The 15645-nt window shown below is 67.2% G+C and carries 14 protein-coding genes; 11 read left to right on the forward strand and 3 right to left on the reverse strand.

The genetic code is table 11. The features are described 5' to 3' along the window. Nucleotides 1-878 precede the first annotated feature (878 nt). The 9 genes from ABN034_RS14140 to ABN034_RS14180 all read left to right on the forward strand — a co-directional run bounded on the left by ABN034_RS14140 (nt 879) and on the right by ABN034_RS14180 (nt 10436). Nucleotides 879-3035, forward strand: coding sequence for an ABC transporter substrate-binding protein (locus ABN034_RS14140; RefSeq protein ID WP_349691445.1), 2157 nt, complete (start codon nt 879-881; stop codon nt 3033-3035). A 109-nt stretch (nt 3036-3144) separates the two neighbouring features. Further along, on the forward strand, nt 3145-4131 hold the full coding sequence (locus ABN034_RS14145) for an ABC transporter permease (protein WP_349332334.1): 987 nt from the start codon (nt 3145-3147) through the stop codon (nt 4129-4131). Between the two features lie 13 nt (nt 4132-4144). Further along, complete coding sequence (locus ABN034_RS14150; RefSeq protein ID WP_349691446.1) at nt 4145-5263, forward strand: ABC transporter permease; 1119 nt, start codon at nt 4145-4147, stop codon at nt 5261-5263. A gap of 59 nt (nt 5264-5322) precedes the next feature. Then, entirely contained in the window at nt 5323-6474 is a 1152-nt protein-coding gene (locus ABN034_RS14155) for an ABC transporter ATP-binding protein (RefSeq protein WP_349691447.1), read from the forward strand. Nucleotides 6475-6482: 8 nt separating this feature from the next. Continuing rightward, nucleotides 6483-7583, forward strand: coding sequence for an ABC transporter ATP-binding protein (locus ABN034_RS14160; protein WP_349691448.1), 1101 nt, complete (start codon nt 6483-6485; stop codon nt 7581-7583). Then, the gene (locus ABN034_RS14165) at nt 7580-8119 is read left to right on the forward strand and encodes a hypothetical protein (RefSeq protein ID WP_349691449.1); all 540 of its coding nucleotides are present in this window, start codon (nt 7580-7582) and stop codon (nt 8117-8119) included. The genes ABN034_RS14160 and ABN034_RS14165 overlap by 4 nt, the downstream gene beginning before the upstream one ends. Before the next feature lie 136 nt (nt 8120-8255). Beyond that, nucleotides 8256-8648, forward strand: coding sequence for an FmdB family zinc ribbon protein (locus ABN034_RS14170; RefSeq protein ID WP_349691450.1), 393 nt, complete (start codon nt 8256-8258; stop codon nt 8646-8648). Between the two features lie 187 nt (nt 8649-8835). Further along, nucleotides 8836-9666, forward strand: a complete 831-nt coding sequence (locus tag ABN034_RS14175) for an S-methyl-5'-thioadenosine phosphorylase (RefSeq protein ID WP_349691451.1) — start codon at nt 8836-8838, stop codon at nt 9664-9666. Further along, a complete protein-coding gene (locus ABN034_RS14180) occupies nt 9663-10436 on the forward strand; it encodes an SAF domain-containing protein (protein ID WP_349691452.1) in 774 nt (257 codons plus the stop codon). Before ABN034_RS14175 ends, ABN034_RS14180 begins: the two co-directional genes overlap by 4 nt. 94 nt (nt 10437-10530) lie before the next feature. Here ABN034_RS14180 and ABN034_RS14185 read toward each other — a convergent pair whose 3' ends face one another. Together ABN034_RS14185 and ABN034_RS14190 are read right to left on the reverse strand one after the other, a co-directional pair. Beyond that, nucleotides 10531-10914 (reverse strand): hypothetical protein, encoded by a 384-nt coding sequence (locus ABN034_RS14185; RefSeq protein ID WP_349691453.1) that lies wholly within the window; start codon nt 10912-10914, stop codon nt 10531-10533. A gap of 26 nt (nt 10915-10940) precedes the next feature. Further along, nucleotides 10941-11957: an LLM class flavin-dependent oxidoreductase gene (locus tag ABN034_RS14190; protein ID WP_349691454.1), complete on the reverse strand. Its 1017-nt coding sequence runs from the start codon at nt 11955-11957 to the stop codon at nt 10941-10943. Between the two features lie 127 nt (nt 11958-12084). On the opposite strand from ABN034_RS14190, the gene ABN034_RS14195 reads away from it, so the two are divergent. Beyond that, nucleotides 12085-12879 (forward strand): aldo/keto reductase, encoded by a 795-nt coding sequence (locus ABN034_RS14195; protein WP_349691455.1) that lies wholly within the window; start codon nt 12085-12087, stop codon nt 12877-12879. Nucleotides 12880-13209: 330 nt separating this feature from the next. Then, entirely contained in the window at nt 13210-14709 is a 1500-nt protein-coding gene (locus ABN034_RS14200; RefSeq protein WP_349691456.1) for a hypothetical protein, read from the forward strand. A 194-nt stretch (nt 14710-14903) separates the two neighbouring features. Here the strand turns inward: ABN034_RS14200 and ABN034_RS14205 are convergent, their stop codons facing one another. Then, the gene (locus tag ABN034_RS14205; RefSeq protein WP_349691457.1) at nt 14904-15623 is read right to left on the reverse strand and encodes a helix-turn-helix transcriptional regulator; all 720 of its coding nucleotides are present in this window, start codon (nt 15621-15623) and stop codon (nt 14904-14906) included. Nucleotides 15624-15645: the final 22 nt, after the last annotated feature.

Consider the following 15645-nt stretch of genomic DNA (forward strand, 5'->3'; position numbering starts at 1 on the left):
CCATCCGCGGCGTGAGCCAGAAGGCCCCGAGCCGGACGGTGGCCCGGGAGCCGCCGCGCAGGGTGGGCCAGTAGTGGCCAGGTGAGGATGCCGGTTCTCCTTGCCAGACCGGCACTGCTGTGCTTGCGCCATTTCTGGCACGCACCCGCCGGCAGGTGTGGCATCGATGCCAGTACGGTCGCTGGCAGGGCGGCTCCCAGCGAAGCGGGCGGCTCCCAGCGAAGCGGGCGGCGATCAGTGCAACGGAGACGCAATGCCCGTGCAATGCGGTCACGGCAGTGACACGACAGCCCACTCCAACGTTGAACCACGCACCGCTACGCAGTCCTGACCGCCCGTAGTCCACCCAGGAAAGTCGGTCTCAACTTGATCCAGCCCCTTGGAACCCCGGCCTGCAGGGCATTAACATGCCCGAAATTGCGCGGGCCTTGAAGCTGTTCAAGGTCGGCGCATCACGATGCCCGGAAGAGGTAACGAGACGGTCGCAATACGATGACAAATAGCAGGCAGGCAACTCATCGGCGCCTCCGGAGAAGTCTTCTCCGGAGTCCGTTCGTTGCCGTTCGCCCATCACGGACGCCGCGTCGCAACCGCGCCTCGCAGACCTCCGTGAGCCGGGCATGACCGACGCCACGACACGCGCGCACCCAACGAATGGTGGGACGTGGCGGCGGCGTCGTGGCAGTGGTGGCCAACTCTCGACCACCATCGGCGAATCGCTTCATCCCCTCAGTGCCATGGCAACCGGGACCGGACACCCGTCCCGCGGTGGGGTCGCCTGGCGCCCACACACTCCGAGCTTGCGTACCCCGCCGGCACCGCCGGCAGCTCCCCAGGACGTAAGCCCTTAGCCCGTTGAAAGAAAGGGCGCAACTGCGATGAGTGACTTTGTACCCCAGATGAGCCAGGCAATGCTCAACCGCCGAACGTTCCTCTACACGTCCGCCGCCGCGGCCGGCGCGGTCATGCTCGGCTCTTGTTCGAGCGGAACTCCCTCCGGCTCGAAGGAGACGAAGGCGCCTACCGGTGGCTCGACGGCCAAAGGATCTGAAACCAAGCCGCTGAGCAAGCCCGCCAAGTTCAACGAGGCGCCCATGCTTGCCGACATGGTGAAGTCAGGCGACCTGCCTCCCATCGAGGAGCGGCTTCCCGAGAACCCATATGTGATTCCGCACAAGTGGGCTCAGCCCGGCAAGTTCGGTGGCCAGGCGTTGCTGATCAGCAAGCCCGGCACCGGCGGTCCGGTCGATGGATCAGTCAAGGAGTTCATGTACGGCTACTCCCTGCTGCGTTATCTCAACGACGGGCTCGACATCGGCCCGGGCCTCGTCGAGAGCTGGGAGTCCAACGACGACGCCTCGGAATGGACCCTGCATTTCCGCAAGGGCCTCAAGTGGTCCGACGGCGAGCCGTGGACGACCGCCGACATCATGTTCTGGTGGGATGACATGGTCATCAACGAGGACCACTCCGACGTTCCCCCGGACGAGGCCCGCTCCGGCAAGGGCACGCTCGCGAAGTTCACCGCTCCGGACGACACCACCCTGGTGCTGACCTTCGACGCGCCGACCCCGCTCACCGCAGACCGGCTGGCCATGTGGGTCAACGGCACCGTGGGGAACGGCCCGAAGTGGATGGCACCCCGGCACTACGCCGAGCAGTTCCACCCGAAGTACAACAAGGACGTGGCAAAGGACTGGGCGGAACAGGGCAAGGAGTTCGAGCTCAAGGTCGACTGGTCCCGCAATCCAGACTGCCCGACGATGACCGGGTGGAAGCTCAAGACCCTGAACGAAGGCCGCAGCGTCGTCTACGACCGCAATCCGTACTACTACGTCGTGATGCCCAACGGTGACCAGCTGCCCTACCTCGACCAGCTCAACTTCTCGATGGTCCAGGACCCCGAGGTCGGCAAGCTGCAGGCCCAGCAGGGCAAGGTCGACTACATACAAGGGCAGTTCTCCGACATCGGCCTGGCGGACATCTCGACCATGAAGAACGCCGAGTCGACCTCCCAGCTCGACGTGATCCTCTGGGACGGCGGCTCGGGCACGAGCTCGATGTTCTTCTTCAACTACGACCACAAGGACGAGAACTTCCGCGAGCTCATCCGCGAGCCGAAGTTCCGTCAGGCCTTGTCTCTCGGAGTGAATCGGACTGAGATCCAGAAGGCGCTCTACTTCAACACCGGCGAACTCACGACCGGCACACTCAGCCCGAAGGCGATCGAGTATCTCGTCAACGACGAGGGCAAGACCGTCTACAAGCAGTGGCGGGACTCCTTCGTCGAGCATGATGTGGAGGGCGCCAAGGCGCTCCTCGACGAGATCGGCGTCGTCGACAAGGACGGCGACGGTTTCCGCGAGTTCCCCGACGGTTCGAAGCTCACCGTCCGGCTCGACTTCCCGGCCGACACCGACGACGAGCACAAGTCCAAGAACCAGTATCTCGTCGCGGACTGGAAAGAGATCGGGATCAAGGCGACCCAGAACCCCGTGGCACCTGAGGCGTTCGGCGACCAGTGGAACGCCGGCGAACTCTCCGCCCACAGCGCGTGGGAGGTCGGCGACGGCCCCAACCACCTCGTCTACCCGCAGTGGCTGGTGCCGCTCGAGCCGTCCCGCTGGGCGCCGCTCGAGGGCCAGATGTACAACGTCCGCGGCACGCCGGACGAGAAGAAGCAGTTGAACGTCGACCCGTTCGACCGCACGCCGCCGCGGATGGAGCCGGACCCCGACGGACCGATCCAGAAGCTGTGGGACCTCTACGACCAGACCAAGGTCGAGCCCGACGAGATGTCGCGGCACCAGCTGGTCTGGGAGATGGTCAAGATCCACGCCACCGACGGACCGTTCTTCATGGGTGTCGTCGCCAACACACCTCGGGTCATCCTCGCCAAGAAGGATCTCGGAAACGTGCCACGGAAGGAGAACCTCGCACTCGGAGGATTCGCCAACCCGTGGATCCACCCGACTCCCGCGGTCTATGACCCCGAGACCTACTTCTGGCAGAAGCCCGAGGAACACGAGATCTGACCGAGACCGTACGCGCTGTGGGACCGATCGCCTCCCGGTCCCACGGCGCGTACCTGGAGGGTACGACTGCTAGTCCTGACGGGGACCCAACGACCGGGAGACAACCGCCATGCTTGCGTTCATCGTGCGCCGAGGCCTCTACATGGTCGTCACGCTGTTCATCGTCTCGATCGTCAGCTTTGTCCTGATCGAGGCGCCTCCCGGTGACGCGCTGACCGCTGAGATCCAACGCCTGCGGAGTATCGGCAACAACGTCTCGCAGGACCAGATCACCGCGCTCGAGGTCCGCTACGGCGTCAAGGACCCGGTCATGGTGAAGTACGGCAAGTGGATCGGCGGCTTCGTCAAGGGCGACTTCGGCCAGTCGTTCACCGAACGCACCCCGGTGGCGGACCTCATCTGGGGCCGGCTCGGCTTCACGATCATGCTCGCCGGTGGCGCGACCGCTCTCGCATGGCTCATCGCGATACCTATAGGTGTCTATTCAGCAACCCATCGATATTCGTTACCCGACTACCTCATCACGCTCATCCAGTTCATCGGCGTCGCGATCCCGGAGTTCCTGTTGGCGCTGATCGTGCTGGTCTTCGCCGCCCGGTTCCTGGGTGCGGATGTCGGCGGACTGTTCTCAGTGGAGTACCAGGACGCGCCGTGGGGCGTCGGCAAGGTCGTCGACCTGCTCAAGCATCTCTGGATTCCGTTGGTCGTCATCTCCGCCGGAAGCACGGCGTGGCTCACCCGCGTGATGCGGGCGAACCTCCTCGACGTCCTGAACCAGCAGTACGTCCAGACAGCTCGCGCCAAGGGCGTGCTCGAGCGCCGGGTGATCTGGAAGCACGCGGTCCGAAATGCCGTTCACCCGTTGATCATGGCACTGGGTACGACGCTTCCGGTGATCATCTCCGGTGAGGCGATCGTGGGAATCGTGCTGAACCTTCCCACGATCGGGCCGCTGTTCCTGCGAGCACTGCTCAACCAGGACATGTATCTCGCGGTCGGCATTCTGATGATCTTGTCCGTCCTGCTGCTTATCGGCAACCTGCTCGCCGACATCGCGCTGGCGTGGGTCGATCCTCGAGCCCGTTCCGCCGAGTGAGGGGTAACTAAAGATGGCCATGGTTTCCGAACCCACGCACGACGTGACGGCGGCTCCGATCGAAAAGGGCAGCGACGTCGGCGAGGTCTCGCAGTGGCGGCTGATGGCGAGGCGTTTCAAGCAGAGCAAGCTCGCGGTGACCGGCGGCCTCATCCTGCTGGTGATGTACGCGATCGCGCTCCTTGCTCCGTTCCTCTCGCCCAACGACCCGACCGCCGTCGACTCCAATCTCAAGAACGCCGCACCGTCGAAGCTCACCTGGGACGGCGGTCTCGCCATCTGCGGGCAGACGCAGACACTCAACGAGGAGAACTTCACCTTCGAATACAAGGTCGACTGCAACAAGGCGTCGAAGGTCGAGTGGTTCGGCAAAGGCTACGAGTACAAGATATTGGGCTTGATCCCCAGCGACCGTCACCTGATAACCGCGAAGGAGCCGACCAAGCTGATGCTGTGGGGTGGCGATATCGACGGTCGTGACGTCTTCAGCCGTACCCTCGCCGGGTCCCAGGTCTCGTTGACCATCGGGCTGTTCGGCGTCAGTGTCGCGACCATTCTCGCGGCCGTCATCGGCACGATCTCGGGCTATTTCGGCGGCCTGGTGGACAACCTGCTCCAACGGGCGATCGAGATCATCCTTTCTGTGCCGACGCTGCCGCTGTGGGCGACGATGGCGGCGGTGCTTCCCCGAGACATGACCGTGACGAAACGGTACTTCCTCATCACCATCATCCTGTCGCTGGTGGCGTGGGCAGGTCTCGCCCGCCAGGTGCGCGGAAAGGTGATGGCGTATTCGAGCGCCGACTACGTGGCCGCCGCGCGCGCGGCGGGCAGTGGGCACAGCCGGATCATCCTGACGCACATGGTGCCGAACTCCGTCAGTCACCTCGTGGTCGTCACGATGCTGGCGATTCCTGGGACCATCATCGCCGAGACCTCACTGTCGTTCCTCGGCATCGGCATGCTGCCGCCGGCGGTGAGTTGGGGAGTCCTGCTGCAGGACGCCCAGAAGATTCAGGTCGTCACGCAGTATCCCTGGATGCTCATTCCCGCGGTGGCCGTCATTCTCGCGGTGACGTGTTACCAGCTCCTGGGTGACGGAGTCAGAGACGCGGTGGACCCCTATGGCTGAGGGTTCGTGGGGCGGGCAACCGGCACGATCCACCGGCGCTAGGAGGCAGGGAAGTCCAGATGAGTGAGGCGACCATCAGCACACCCGACACCGAGATGTCCACGGACTCGGTGGTCAGCGTCCGCAACGTCCACGTCGAGTTCCCGACGCCGGTCGGAGTCGTGAACGCCCTCAACGGCGTCAGTTTCGATGTGCCGCGGGGCAAGGTTCTCGGCATCGTCGGCGAGAGCGGATGTGGCAAGAGCGTCACCGCACGGGCGATCCTGCGGATCATCGAGAAGCCCGGACGGATCGTCAGCGGTGACATCCTGTTCCGGCCAAGGCGCCGGCGGTCAGGCGGATCGCGGCCGTCTCCTGCGGCTGGCGCGTCCGGGCAGGTCGACAACGATGCGGACAGCAGCGAGATCGTCGACCTGACCAGCCTCGATCCGGGCAGTCCCGAGATCAGGAGTATCCGCGGCCAGGAGATCTCCATGATCTTCCAGGAGCCGATGACGTCGCTGAATCCCGTCTACACGATCGGCAACCAGATCGAGGAAGCTGTCCTGCTCCACCAGACATCGGACCGCTCCGAGGCACAGAAGAAGGCCGTCGAGATCCTGCGCCGGGTCGGCATGCCCAACCCGGACCGCATCGCACAGAGCTATCCGCACCAGCTCAGTGGCGGCATGCGGCAGCGCGCGATGATCGCCATGGCGCTCTCGTGTACGCCCACACTGCTGATCGCCGACGAGCCGACGACCGCCCTCGACGTGACGACCGAGGCGCAGATCCTCGAGCTCATGCGTGAGCTCCAGGAGTCGTTCGGAATGTCGATCATGTTCATCACCCACAGCATGGGCGTGGTGGCCCAGCTCTGCGACGAGGTCGTGGTGATGTATCTGGGTCGAGTCGTCGAGCGGGCACCGGTCGACGACCTGTTCCACGACCCGAAGCATCCCTACACGGTGTCCTTGCTGCGTTCGATCCCGCGGATCGGCGTGAACCGCGGAGCACAGCTCGAGGTGATCAAGGGATCCGTTCCCGATCCGTACTCCAAGGTGCCGGGCTGCCCCTTCCACCCGCGGTGTCCCAGTGCCATGCCGGGCCTCTGCGACACGGTGTTGCCCGAGGAGACGGCGATCGCCGACAAGACCGACCACAGCGTACGGTGCCATCTCTACCCCGGCAGCACACCGGCCGAGGTGGCGTCCGCGACGACGGCCAAGTAGGAGGAATCGTGGGCGAGACTCCGCACAACCAGAAGACGCTGCTCGAGGTCAAAGGACTCAAGAAGCACTTCCCCATCAAGGCTGGCTTCTTCAAGCGCACCATCGGCCAGGTGAAAGCCGTCGACGGTCTCGACCTCTCCATCGGACGCGGCGAGACGTTCGCGGTGGTGGGCGAGAGCGGCTGCGGCAAGAGCACGTCCGGGCGGACGATCCTGCGCCTCGAGGAACCCACCGAGGGCGAGGTCATCTACCACCACGACGAGCTCGGGGCGATCAACGTCGAGAAGGCCGATTCCAAGCTGCTCAAGCGGATCCGGCCGGAGATGCAGATCATCTTCCAGGATCCGTTCTCCTCCCTCGACTCCCGCATGACGGTCGGGCGGATCATCGCCGAACCCCTCGTGATCAACAACATGTTGCGTGGCCGTGAGCTGCGCGACCGGATCGCCGAACTGCTCACCGTCGTCGGTCTTCGTCCGGAACACGCGAGCAGGTATCCGCACGCCTTCTCCGGCGGCCAGCGTCAGCGCATCGGCATCGCCCGCGCGCTTGCCCTCAACCCAAAGCTGATCGTGTGTGACGAGCCGGTGTCGGCGCTGGACGTCTCGGTCCAGGCGCAGGTGCTCAACCTGCTCGAGGACCTGCAGGACAAGTTCAACCTGACGTACCTCTTCATTTCCCACGATCTCAGCGTGGTCGAGCACATCGCCGACCGCGTGGCGGTGATGTACGTCGGGAAGGTGGTCGAGGTCGGCACCACCGACGACCTCTTCTACAACCCGAAGATGCCTTACACAGAGGCGTTGCTGTCCTCGCTGCCGCAACCGGATCCACGCAAGCGGACCCGGCCGACGCTGCTCGCCGGCGAGGTTCCCAGCCCGGCCAATCCGCCCAGTGGGTGCTATTTCCACCCGCGTTGCCCGTACGCCCAGGAGATCTGCAAGACCGAGGCGCCACCGCTTCGTGACGTTGGCGGAACGCACCTGGCCGCCTGCCACTTCGCCGACGAACTCTCACTCAAGGGCACGACCCGACTGACGGAGATCAAGGCGCCCGACGTCGTCGCCGCGGCGGCTGCTCAGGAAGCAACACAAGGGACACCATCGTGACTGGAACCGTACGCACGGGACGCCCCCGATTCACCGGCGTCACCACCTACAAGGACCCCCTCGGACGGTTCTCGTTCCGGTATCCCTCGGACTGGAACGAGTTCGAGCTCGCCGACGACCGTGAAGGCGTGATGTACGCCCCCGAGGGTGGGGAGTCGCCGCAGACCTACTTCGCGGCCTGGATCACCAAGCTCGACGAACGCGTCGTCGCCGAAGACCTGCCGACCCTGCGGGAAGGCATCGACGCCGGCCTCGGGCAGCTCACCGGCTGTGAGATCGAGACCGAGAAGGACGACGTCCACGGCAATCTCGTGAAGCTCGAGCGCGTCTACCGGTTCGACGACGGGGGGACCGTTCGGCAACGCCGGGTATGGACGTTGTACGTCGATACCTGGCGGATCGTCCTTGTCTGGCAGGGCTCCACCCCTGAGGAGTACGCGTACTGGCTTCCGATGGGCAACTACGCCTTCGCGACGTTCGACCTGCCAGAAGCGCTGTGGTTCGCGACCGACCGGGACCTGCGCGCGTTCGACTGACGGAGCCCGGCCGAGAGGGCCGGCGAGAGCGTCCGGAAGGGGCTGCCGGCGCTTAGCAGTCAGGTGCCGGGAGTGCTAATCTTTGCTGCGTTGGCCGCCGCCCTCGGACATGGCGGCGATGTTGACTGGAGGAGCAGTGCCGACCTATCAGTACGCCTGTGTCGACTGCGACGAGCAGCTCGAGGTCGTCCAGAAGTTCACCGACGAGCCGCTCCGCGAGTGTCCCACCTGTGCCGGCCGGCTGCGCAAGGTCTTCAGCGCCGTGGGCGTGGTCTTCAAGGGGTCGGGCTTCTACCGCAACGACAGCCGGTCCGACGGCCGTGGCAAGAAGTCGTCCGAATCCTCGAGTTCCAACGGCGAGTCGAAGTCCAGCGACTCCTCGTCCAGCAGCGGATCGTCGGACGCCTCGTCGAGCGGTGGCAGCAAGTCGAGTGACGGCAAGTCCGGTGACAAGGCGACCAGTTCATCCTCGTCGGGAGCCTCCACCTCCAGCTCTGCGACACCGAGCAAGTCGGGCTCGGCGGCCTAGGTCCTGGGCGTCGAGCCGGCGCGACCACGTTGACAAGCTAGCCGCCTGCGACGAAGCCACCCTCCACATCGCCGCGATCAACGAGCGCTGGACGCCGCGTACTGCCAGATTTTGTCCACAGGTGCCCGATCGGCTGCGAATGTGGACAACTCGCTCGAGGTCGACCGAATTTCCCTAGCCTCTCCGCATGACCGCATCTCCCCCTTCCTCGCCGCCGACGCGGGCGCAGATCGGCGTCATCGGCGGCTCCGGTTTCTACGCCTTTCTCGACGACACCACCGAGGTCGCCGTCACGACGCCTTACGGTGAGCCGTCCGATCCACTGGTCGTCGGCACCGTCGGCGGCCGCGCTGTCGCGTTCCTGCCGCGGCACGGGCGCGATCATCGGCATCCACCCCATCGGATCAACTACCGCGCCAACCTCTGGGCACTGCGATCGGTCGGCGTACGACAGGTCCTCGGTCCTTGCGCGGTCGGCTCCCTGCGGGCCGACCTCGGCCCGGGCAGCGTCGTGGTCCCCGACCAGTTGGTCGATAGGACGTCGGGCCGGATCCAGACCTACTACGACACGGGCGCGGTCCATGTGAGCTTCGCCGATCCGTATTGTCCCGACGGTCGCCGGGTCGTCCTCGACGTCCTCGACCGAACGGGCTGGCGGGCCACCGGTGGCGGGACGATGGTGGTCATCGAAGGGCCGAGGTTCTCGACCCGCGCCGAGTCCCGGTCGTATGCCGCAGAAGGCTGGTCGCTCGTCAACATGACCGGGCACCCCGAAGCTGTTCTGGCGCGCGAGCTCGGCCTCTGCTACACCGCCATAGCCCTGGTCACCGACCTCGACGCCGGTGTCACCGAAGGAGAGGGGGTCAGCCAGGCGGAGGTCTTCGCGCTCTTCGCCACCCACCTGGACCGCCTGCGCAAGGTGCTGTACTCCGTGATCCCCGACCTCCCGTCCGTGCGAGCCTGCCCGTGCGCCACGGCCCTCGACGGGCTGCCGATCCCACTCACCCTGCCGGAATGATCGACATGCTGACGACCAAACGGTTCGGGCGCGACCTGCGCCGGGCGGTGTCGTGGCACCGGCGGCTGCTCGCGGCGGGGCTGGCGGCGGCCGGCATGGCGGTGGCGCTCCACCTGACAGAACCCGCACCGGTGCCGACCGCCACGGTGCTCGCGGCGGCACGCGACCTGCCCGGCGGCGCCCGCCTCTCCGACTCCGACGTTCGCACGGTCGCTCTCCCCCGTGACGTCATACCCGCCGGCGCCCTGACGCCAGGCGATCCACGCACCGGGCGGATCCTGGCCGGGCCGGTCCGCGCGGGTGCGCCACTGACCGATGTCGACCTGGTGGGCCCCGGCCTTTTCCACGACCGGTCCGAGGGCGAGTTGGTCGCGGCCCCTGTGCGGGTGGCCGACGCTGGCGCACTGGCCCTTGTCCGGGTCGGTGACCGGATCGACCTGCTGGCCGCGGAGACCGGTGTGGAAGACGCCAGGTCGCCGGCTCGATATGTCGTACGCGAGGCGAGAGTGCTCGTGCTCCCTGGTACGGGAGACGGGCGGCTGGCTGCCGGGAACGGGGACGGTTCGGGTGCGAGCGGCGGTGACCTGTCCGGCGATCTGCTGTCGGGTGACTCAGCGCTCGCGGGTGGCGGGGGTGGGGTGGGTGGTGGTTTCGGTGCCGAGGGCGGTCTCGTTGTCGTGGCGGTGCCGCCGGAGGTCGCTGCCGACTTGGCGCGGGCTGCGGTGACCGCTCGCCTGTCCCTGGTGCTGCGGGGTTCCCCCACCACCTGACCCACCTTGGGCGTCAGCGGGTCACGTGAGCGGCGGACGCGGCGGGCCTGCGCCGGCCGGCTGGTGGCGAGGTCGTCGAGAAGCGCGTGGGAGATCAGGCGCCGTGGTGGGGTGGTACGTCGGCCCGCAGCCGCTCGTCGTCATCGTCCCCGCGATCGCCCCAGGACGCCGGATCGTCCTCGGCCGCCCGGGCCGGAAGCAGCGGCCCGATCCGGTCCGGCGACACCGACGATCGCGTCACCCGCTGGCCCCCCGGCTCCGGGGCACTACGGTCGTCCCGCTCGTGGACCCGCTGCCCGCCACGTCCGTGGGCCGCCTCCGCACTCGGCTCCGCCCCCGACTCCACATTCGACTCCTCACCCGACTCCACATTCGACTCCGCCCCCGACTCCGGGGCCGACTCCGCACTCGGCTCCGCATCCGACTCCGGGGCCGTTCCGACGTCCGGCCCGTCGGCTGGGTCCTTGGCTGGCGTCATCTCTCCAGTCTCTGTCCCGCTCGCGCTCACTGCCAGGCCTTCGCGAGCAGTTCGAAGCTCCGGAGCCGCTCGTCGACCCCGTGGGTCATGGACGTGATCATCAGCTCGTCGGCGCCGGTCGCCGCCACCAGCTCCGCCAGTTCGGTTCGTACCCCCTGGGGGTCGCCTACCGTCGGCCGGCCCGGCGAGGCGGCGAGGATCTCGCGCTCGGCGGTGGTCCACACGTGCGCCGCCGCTTCCTCCGGGCTCGGCAACGCGCGCGGTCGGCCCGCACGCAGCGAGACCTGCGCCAACCGCGCGGGCCGGGCCTGCCGCTCGGCCTCTTCGGCGGTGTCGGCCACGAACGCCGCCTGCGTGACCATCGCGTACGGCCTGTCGAGCACCTCGGACGCCCGGAATGCGCTGCGGTAGAGATCGAGCGCCGGCAGAGTGTTCCGGGCGCTGAAGTGATGAGCGAACGCGAACGGCAGCCCGAACGTGCCCGCGACCTGGGCGCTGTAGCCGCTCGACCCGAGCAGCCACACCGCCGGCGAGGATAGTGCCGCTGGGGTGGCTGTGATCCGTAGAGTCCGCGCTTCTGCCCGGGTCGGGTCACCGAGGAGCGCCAACAGGTCGTCGAGTTCGCGCGGGAAGTCCTCTGCTCCCAGTCCTTCCGGCGTACGACGTAACGCTGCCGCGGTCGCCTGGTCGGTCCCGGGAGCACGACCGATTCCGAGGTCGATCCGACCCGGATGCAGCGCCTCCAGCATCGCGAACTGTTCGGCCACCACGAGCGGAGCGTGGTTGGGCAGCATCACCCCGCCGGAGCCGACCCGGATACGGGACGTGCGGGTCGCGACATGGGCGATCATGACCGCCGGGCTGGTCGAGGCGATCCCGGGCATGTTGTGGTGCTCGGCGACCCAGTAGCGGTGATAGCCCAGCTCCTCGACCCGCCGGGCGAGCGAGACAGAGGCATGGAGCGCGTCGCTCGTGGTCTGGCCCGACCCGACGGGGGCGAGGTCGAGTACGGACAGCGGAACGTGCGCGACGTCGGTAGCCACGCCGGTGCAAACCTGGACGTCCCCCCTGTTGTTCCCGACTCAACGGCGGACCGGATGCGGCCAGCGCCGGGCGGCGCCGCGACCCCTCACTTGGCAGCCGCCCGGTCGACGGGGTAGGACCTGACCCATGACTAACATCGGCCTCACCTCCGACCTCGTTGCCGCCCTTCCGGGCGGCGGGCGCATGCCGCTCCTCGGTTTCGGCACCTGGCAACTTCGCGACGACGAGGCACGAAGCGCAGTCCATACGGCGCTGGAAACTGGCTACCGGCACATCGACACCGCGACGGGATACCGCAACGAGTCCCAGGTCGGCGCCGCACTGCGCGAGAGCGGCGTACCCCGCGACCAGATCTTCGTCACGACCAAGATGCCGCCGGACCACGTGGGACGCGAACGCCAGACGCTCGAGGAGAGCCTTGAGAAGCTTGGTACGCCGTACGTCGATCTGTGGCTCATCCACTGGCCGCCCGCTGGAACGGCCGGGGTCGACTCGTGGCAGGTCTTCATCGAGGCGCAGAAGCAGGGCCTGGCCCGTGCCATCGGCGTGAGCAACTACTCCGTGGCGCAGGTCGACGAGCTCATCGAGGCGACCGGGCAGGCGCCCGCAGCGAACCAGATCAAGTGGAGCCCGTTCCAGTTCGACCGCGGCGTACTCGACGCGATGCGCGAACGCGGAGTGGTTCTCGAGGGCTACAGCCCGTTCCGGGCGGCGCGGCTCGACGACCCGGCCCTCGTCGGGATCGCCGGGGCACACGGCAAGTCCGCCGCGCAGGTCATCATCCGTTGGCACGTCCAGCATGGCATCGTGGTGATCCCCAAGTCGGCGCGACGCGAACGCATCGAGTCCAACGTCGACGTACTCGACTTCGAGCTGACCTCCGCCGAGATGGCCACGATCGACGGCCTGAGCGAGAGCTAGACGCAGCTCGCGGACGCCTGACCAGGGCCGACGGGCGAATCGAGGGGCCCCCACGACGCGTGCCACCCCACCGTGCAGCACGGGGGCCCTGCCGATGCGGCCCGAGGACTGGAACGGGACCAGGACCCACCACGCCTGGCCGTGGTACGCGCGGGGCAGGCACCGCCGACCCAGCCAGCGGCGTCCCGTGAATCGTTCCTAATCGGAAAATTCATCGCAGAAGGCGTAACTTCCCCCTTAATGACTCGTTCCTCCAGCACACGAGGGAAATAACGCCAGGGCCACAAGAGCGCCTTGGGGGGCATGGCAATTTCCGCATAGTGGAGGGACGTGACAGCGTCGATGGTGATGCGTGGACCGGGGTCGTCCCCGGAAAAGCTCATCCGAGCTGGAGCATGGGCAGGACGTGCCGCGGTCGTCGGCGCGAGCCTCGCCGTGGTGTCGGCACTTGCCGCGGCTCCGGCTGCAGCCAGCGCGGGCGGCGGCAATGGCAGTGACATCGCTGCTGGTGAGACGGTCAGCCGCGCGCAGGCCAACTCGTTCAACATCAGCGTGGGCGGACAGGTTGCCGGTAGTGGCGGTTACCTCTCGGTTAATGATGGCGCGTTGGAAACTGTGAAGGGTGTCAAGGCGCCTGAGCTGCCGATGATCGGTGACCAGCAGGTCGCGCTCGTCGGTGCGCTCGGACAGGACGCCGCCACGACTTCCAATGGCTACGCCGCCGCATGCGCGGGCGTGGTCGGTGCCAACGGTGTCGTCAAGCTCGGTGCCGACCAGAGCTGCCTGGTCTCTGGCGATGGTCAGATCCAGGTGTCGCTCGGGACGCTCGACGCGCTCGGCCTCACCGCCCTGTTGGGTGGAGAGCTCCCGGGTCTTCCGGCGCTGCCGAGCCTTCCGGCGACAGGTGAGCTGACCGACGGTCTCACCGACGGCCTCCTCAGCGGCCTCGGTGGCAACCTGGCGTCGACCGGAGGTCTCCTGCCGGCGGTTCCGTCGACCGGTGACCTGACCGGAAACCTGCCGCAGACCAGCACACTGCCGCTTCCTGGGGTGCCTGACGTCGAGTCCCCGGACCTGGCGCTTCCGGACCTCAGCCTTGGGGAGCTTTCCTCCCTCGGTGGCCTGCCGGCCCTCGGCAGCCTGCCGACCGGTGGTCTGCCCGACATCCAGCTGATGGTGGTCGGCAAGTCGATCACGGCCAACTGCCTGTCCACGCCGAGCGACACGTTCGGCAAGGCCAGCCCGGTTGAGGCCCAGGTCGTCGCGGTAGTGGCCGGCCAGCAGATTCCGGTGGCGAGCGTTCCGCCGGAGGGCCTGGACCTGAACCTGACCGACGTCCTGTCGAAGGTTCAGAGCCAGCTGCCGGTCGAGGTCACCGGTGTTCTCGACCAGGTTCTCGCCGCGGTTCCGGCTGACCAGCTCGACGCGGTGCGCCTCGCCAACCTGCAGGTCGGCGAGCAGACCGCCAAGGCCGGACAGATCAGCGTGACCGCCCTCGGTGTCGAGACGGCTTACCCGGGTCTCGTCGACCTGGAGCTCGGCAAGGTGGACTGCGGCAGCAACGTCGCTGCTGTGTCCGAGCCGGGTGTCAAGGCCGGCGCGGCAGCTCCGCAGGCCGGTGCTGGTGCGCAGGTCGAGGCCGACGGTTCCGGTGTGAGGGCCGGCGCTGAGGCTGGCGGAGTCAAGGGCGAGGGTGCGGTCAACGCCGACCTGGCACCTGCGTCGAACAAGGCGCCGCTCGCGACGTTCGGCTGGGGCGCTGTGATCGCGCTCATGCTGGCTGGAGTCGGCCTCGCCGGCTTCAAGCTCCGTCGCCTAATCCGGCACTGACGACCTGACGGTCGTCACAGCAGAATCCGAGCGCTTCGGCGCTTGACCGCCCGCCGGTCGGTGTGGGGAATCCCTCCCTCACACTGACCGGCGGGCTTCTTCTTGCCACCGGGCCTTCCACTCGTTCCGTGGGCCACTCGTGGCGACCCGGCCATACGCCAGGGATCAGATCCTCCGTACGGCCGGACCAGGGATCAGGAACGCTGCGGGCCACGGAGGGTTCCAGGTGACGCGCCCGTCGCCGCTTTGACGTGACGGCTCAGGTGGCTCACCGAGTCGTACCCCGTCAACTCCGCGATCGACTGCAGCGTCAACGTGGAGTTGCGCAGGTAACCCATCGCGTGACGCAGCCGCACCGCATGGAGGTACGCCCGCAGGGTGGTGCCACGGAACCTCGCGAAGTACGCACGGAGCCCTGACGGCGACACCCCCAGCTCGGCGGCGATGTCGGCGATCCGGATCCGGCTGGCGAAGCGTTCCTCGACAAGGCGTTCGGCTTCCGCCACCAACTGCTTTCCGGAGGGCACGTCTACAGTGGCTCGGGCCCGCCGCAGCCGCAGGTCCAGCTCGGCGAGCAGGAGACGAGCCATGTCGTCGCGATCCGGTCCCGGGTGCGCCACCTCCTGGGTGAGAGCGTCGAAGATCCGGCCGAGCGAGCGGTCGCCGTCGTCGTAGCACACCCGCGGCCAGGCCTGGTTCGCTGGCGCCTGCACCTGGATGTGCCGGTTCGTGTAGCCCGCGTCGGTGTACTCCGCGTGCGGCACTCCCGGCGGGGTGACCAGAACCGTGCCAGGCATCGCGTCGTACCACTCCTCACCGATCGGACAGCGCACGCGCCCCCGCAGGTAGTAGACGAGTTCCCAGGAACCGTGCGCGTGCACGGGGAAGTGCCGCCCGCGGGGAGCCACGTGCACGCCCGCTCCGAGGAGTCGGGGG

It is taken from the genome of Actinopolymorpha sp. B11F2, assembly GCF_040195635.1.
Taxonomy (GTDB): Bacteria; Actinomycetota; Actinomycetes; order Propionibacteriales; family Actinopolymorphaceae; genus Thermasporomyces.

Bases quoted from the DNA above. Each gene is read 5' to 3' on its own strand.
- ABN034_RS14140 (WP_349691445.1), top strand. From the start codon at position 879: ATGAGTGACTTTGTACCCCAGATGAGCCAGGCAATGCTCAACCGCCGA.
- ABN034_RS14145 (WP_349332334.1), top strand. From the start codon at position 3,145: ATGCTTGCGTTCATCGTGCGCCGAGGCCTCTACATGGTCGTCACGCTG.
- ABN034_RS14150 (WP_349691446.1), top strand. From the start codon at position 4,145: ATGGCCATGGTTTCCGAACCCACGCACGACGTGACGGCGGCTCCGATC.
- ABN034_RS14155 (WP_349691447.1), top strand. From the start codon at position 5,323: ATGAGTGAGGCGACCATCAGCACACCCGACACCGAGATGTCCACGGAC.
- ABN034_RS14175 (WP_349691451.1), top strand. From the start codon at position 8,836: ATGACCGCATCTCCCCCTTCCTCGCCGCCGACGCGGGCGCAGATCGGC.
- ABN034_RS14180 (WP_349691452.1), top strand. From the start codon at position 9,663: ATGATCGACATGCTGACGACCAAACGGTTCGGGCGCGACCTGCGCCGG.
- ABN034_RS14185 (WP_349691453.1), bottom strand. From the start codon at position 10,914: ATGACGCCAGCCAAGGACCCAGCCGACGGGCCGGACGTCGGAACGGCC.
- ABN034_RS14195 (WP_349691455.1), top strand. From the start codon at position 12,085: ATGACTAACATCGGCCTCACCTCCGACCTCGTTGCCGCCCTTCCGGGC.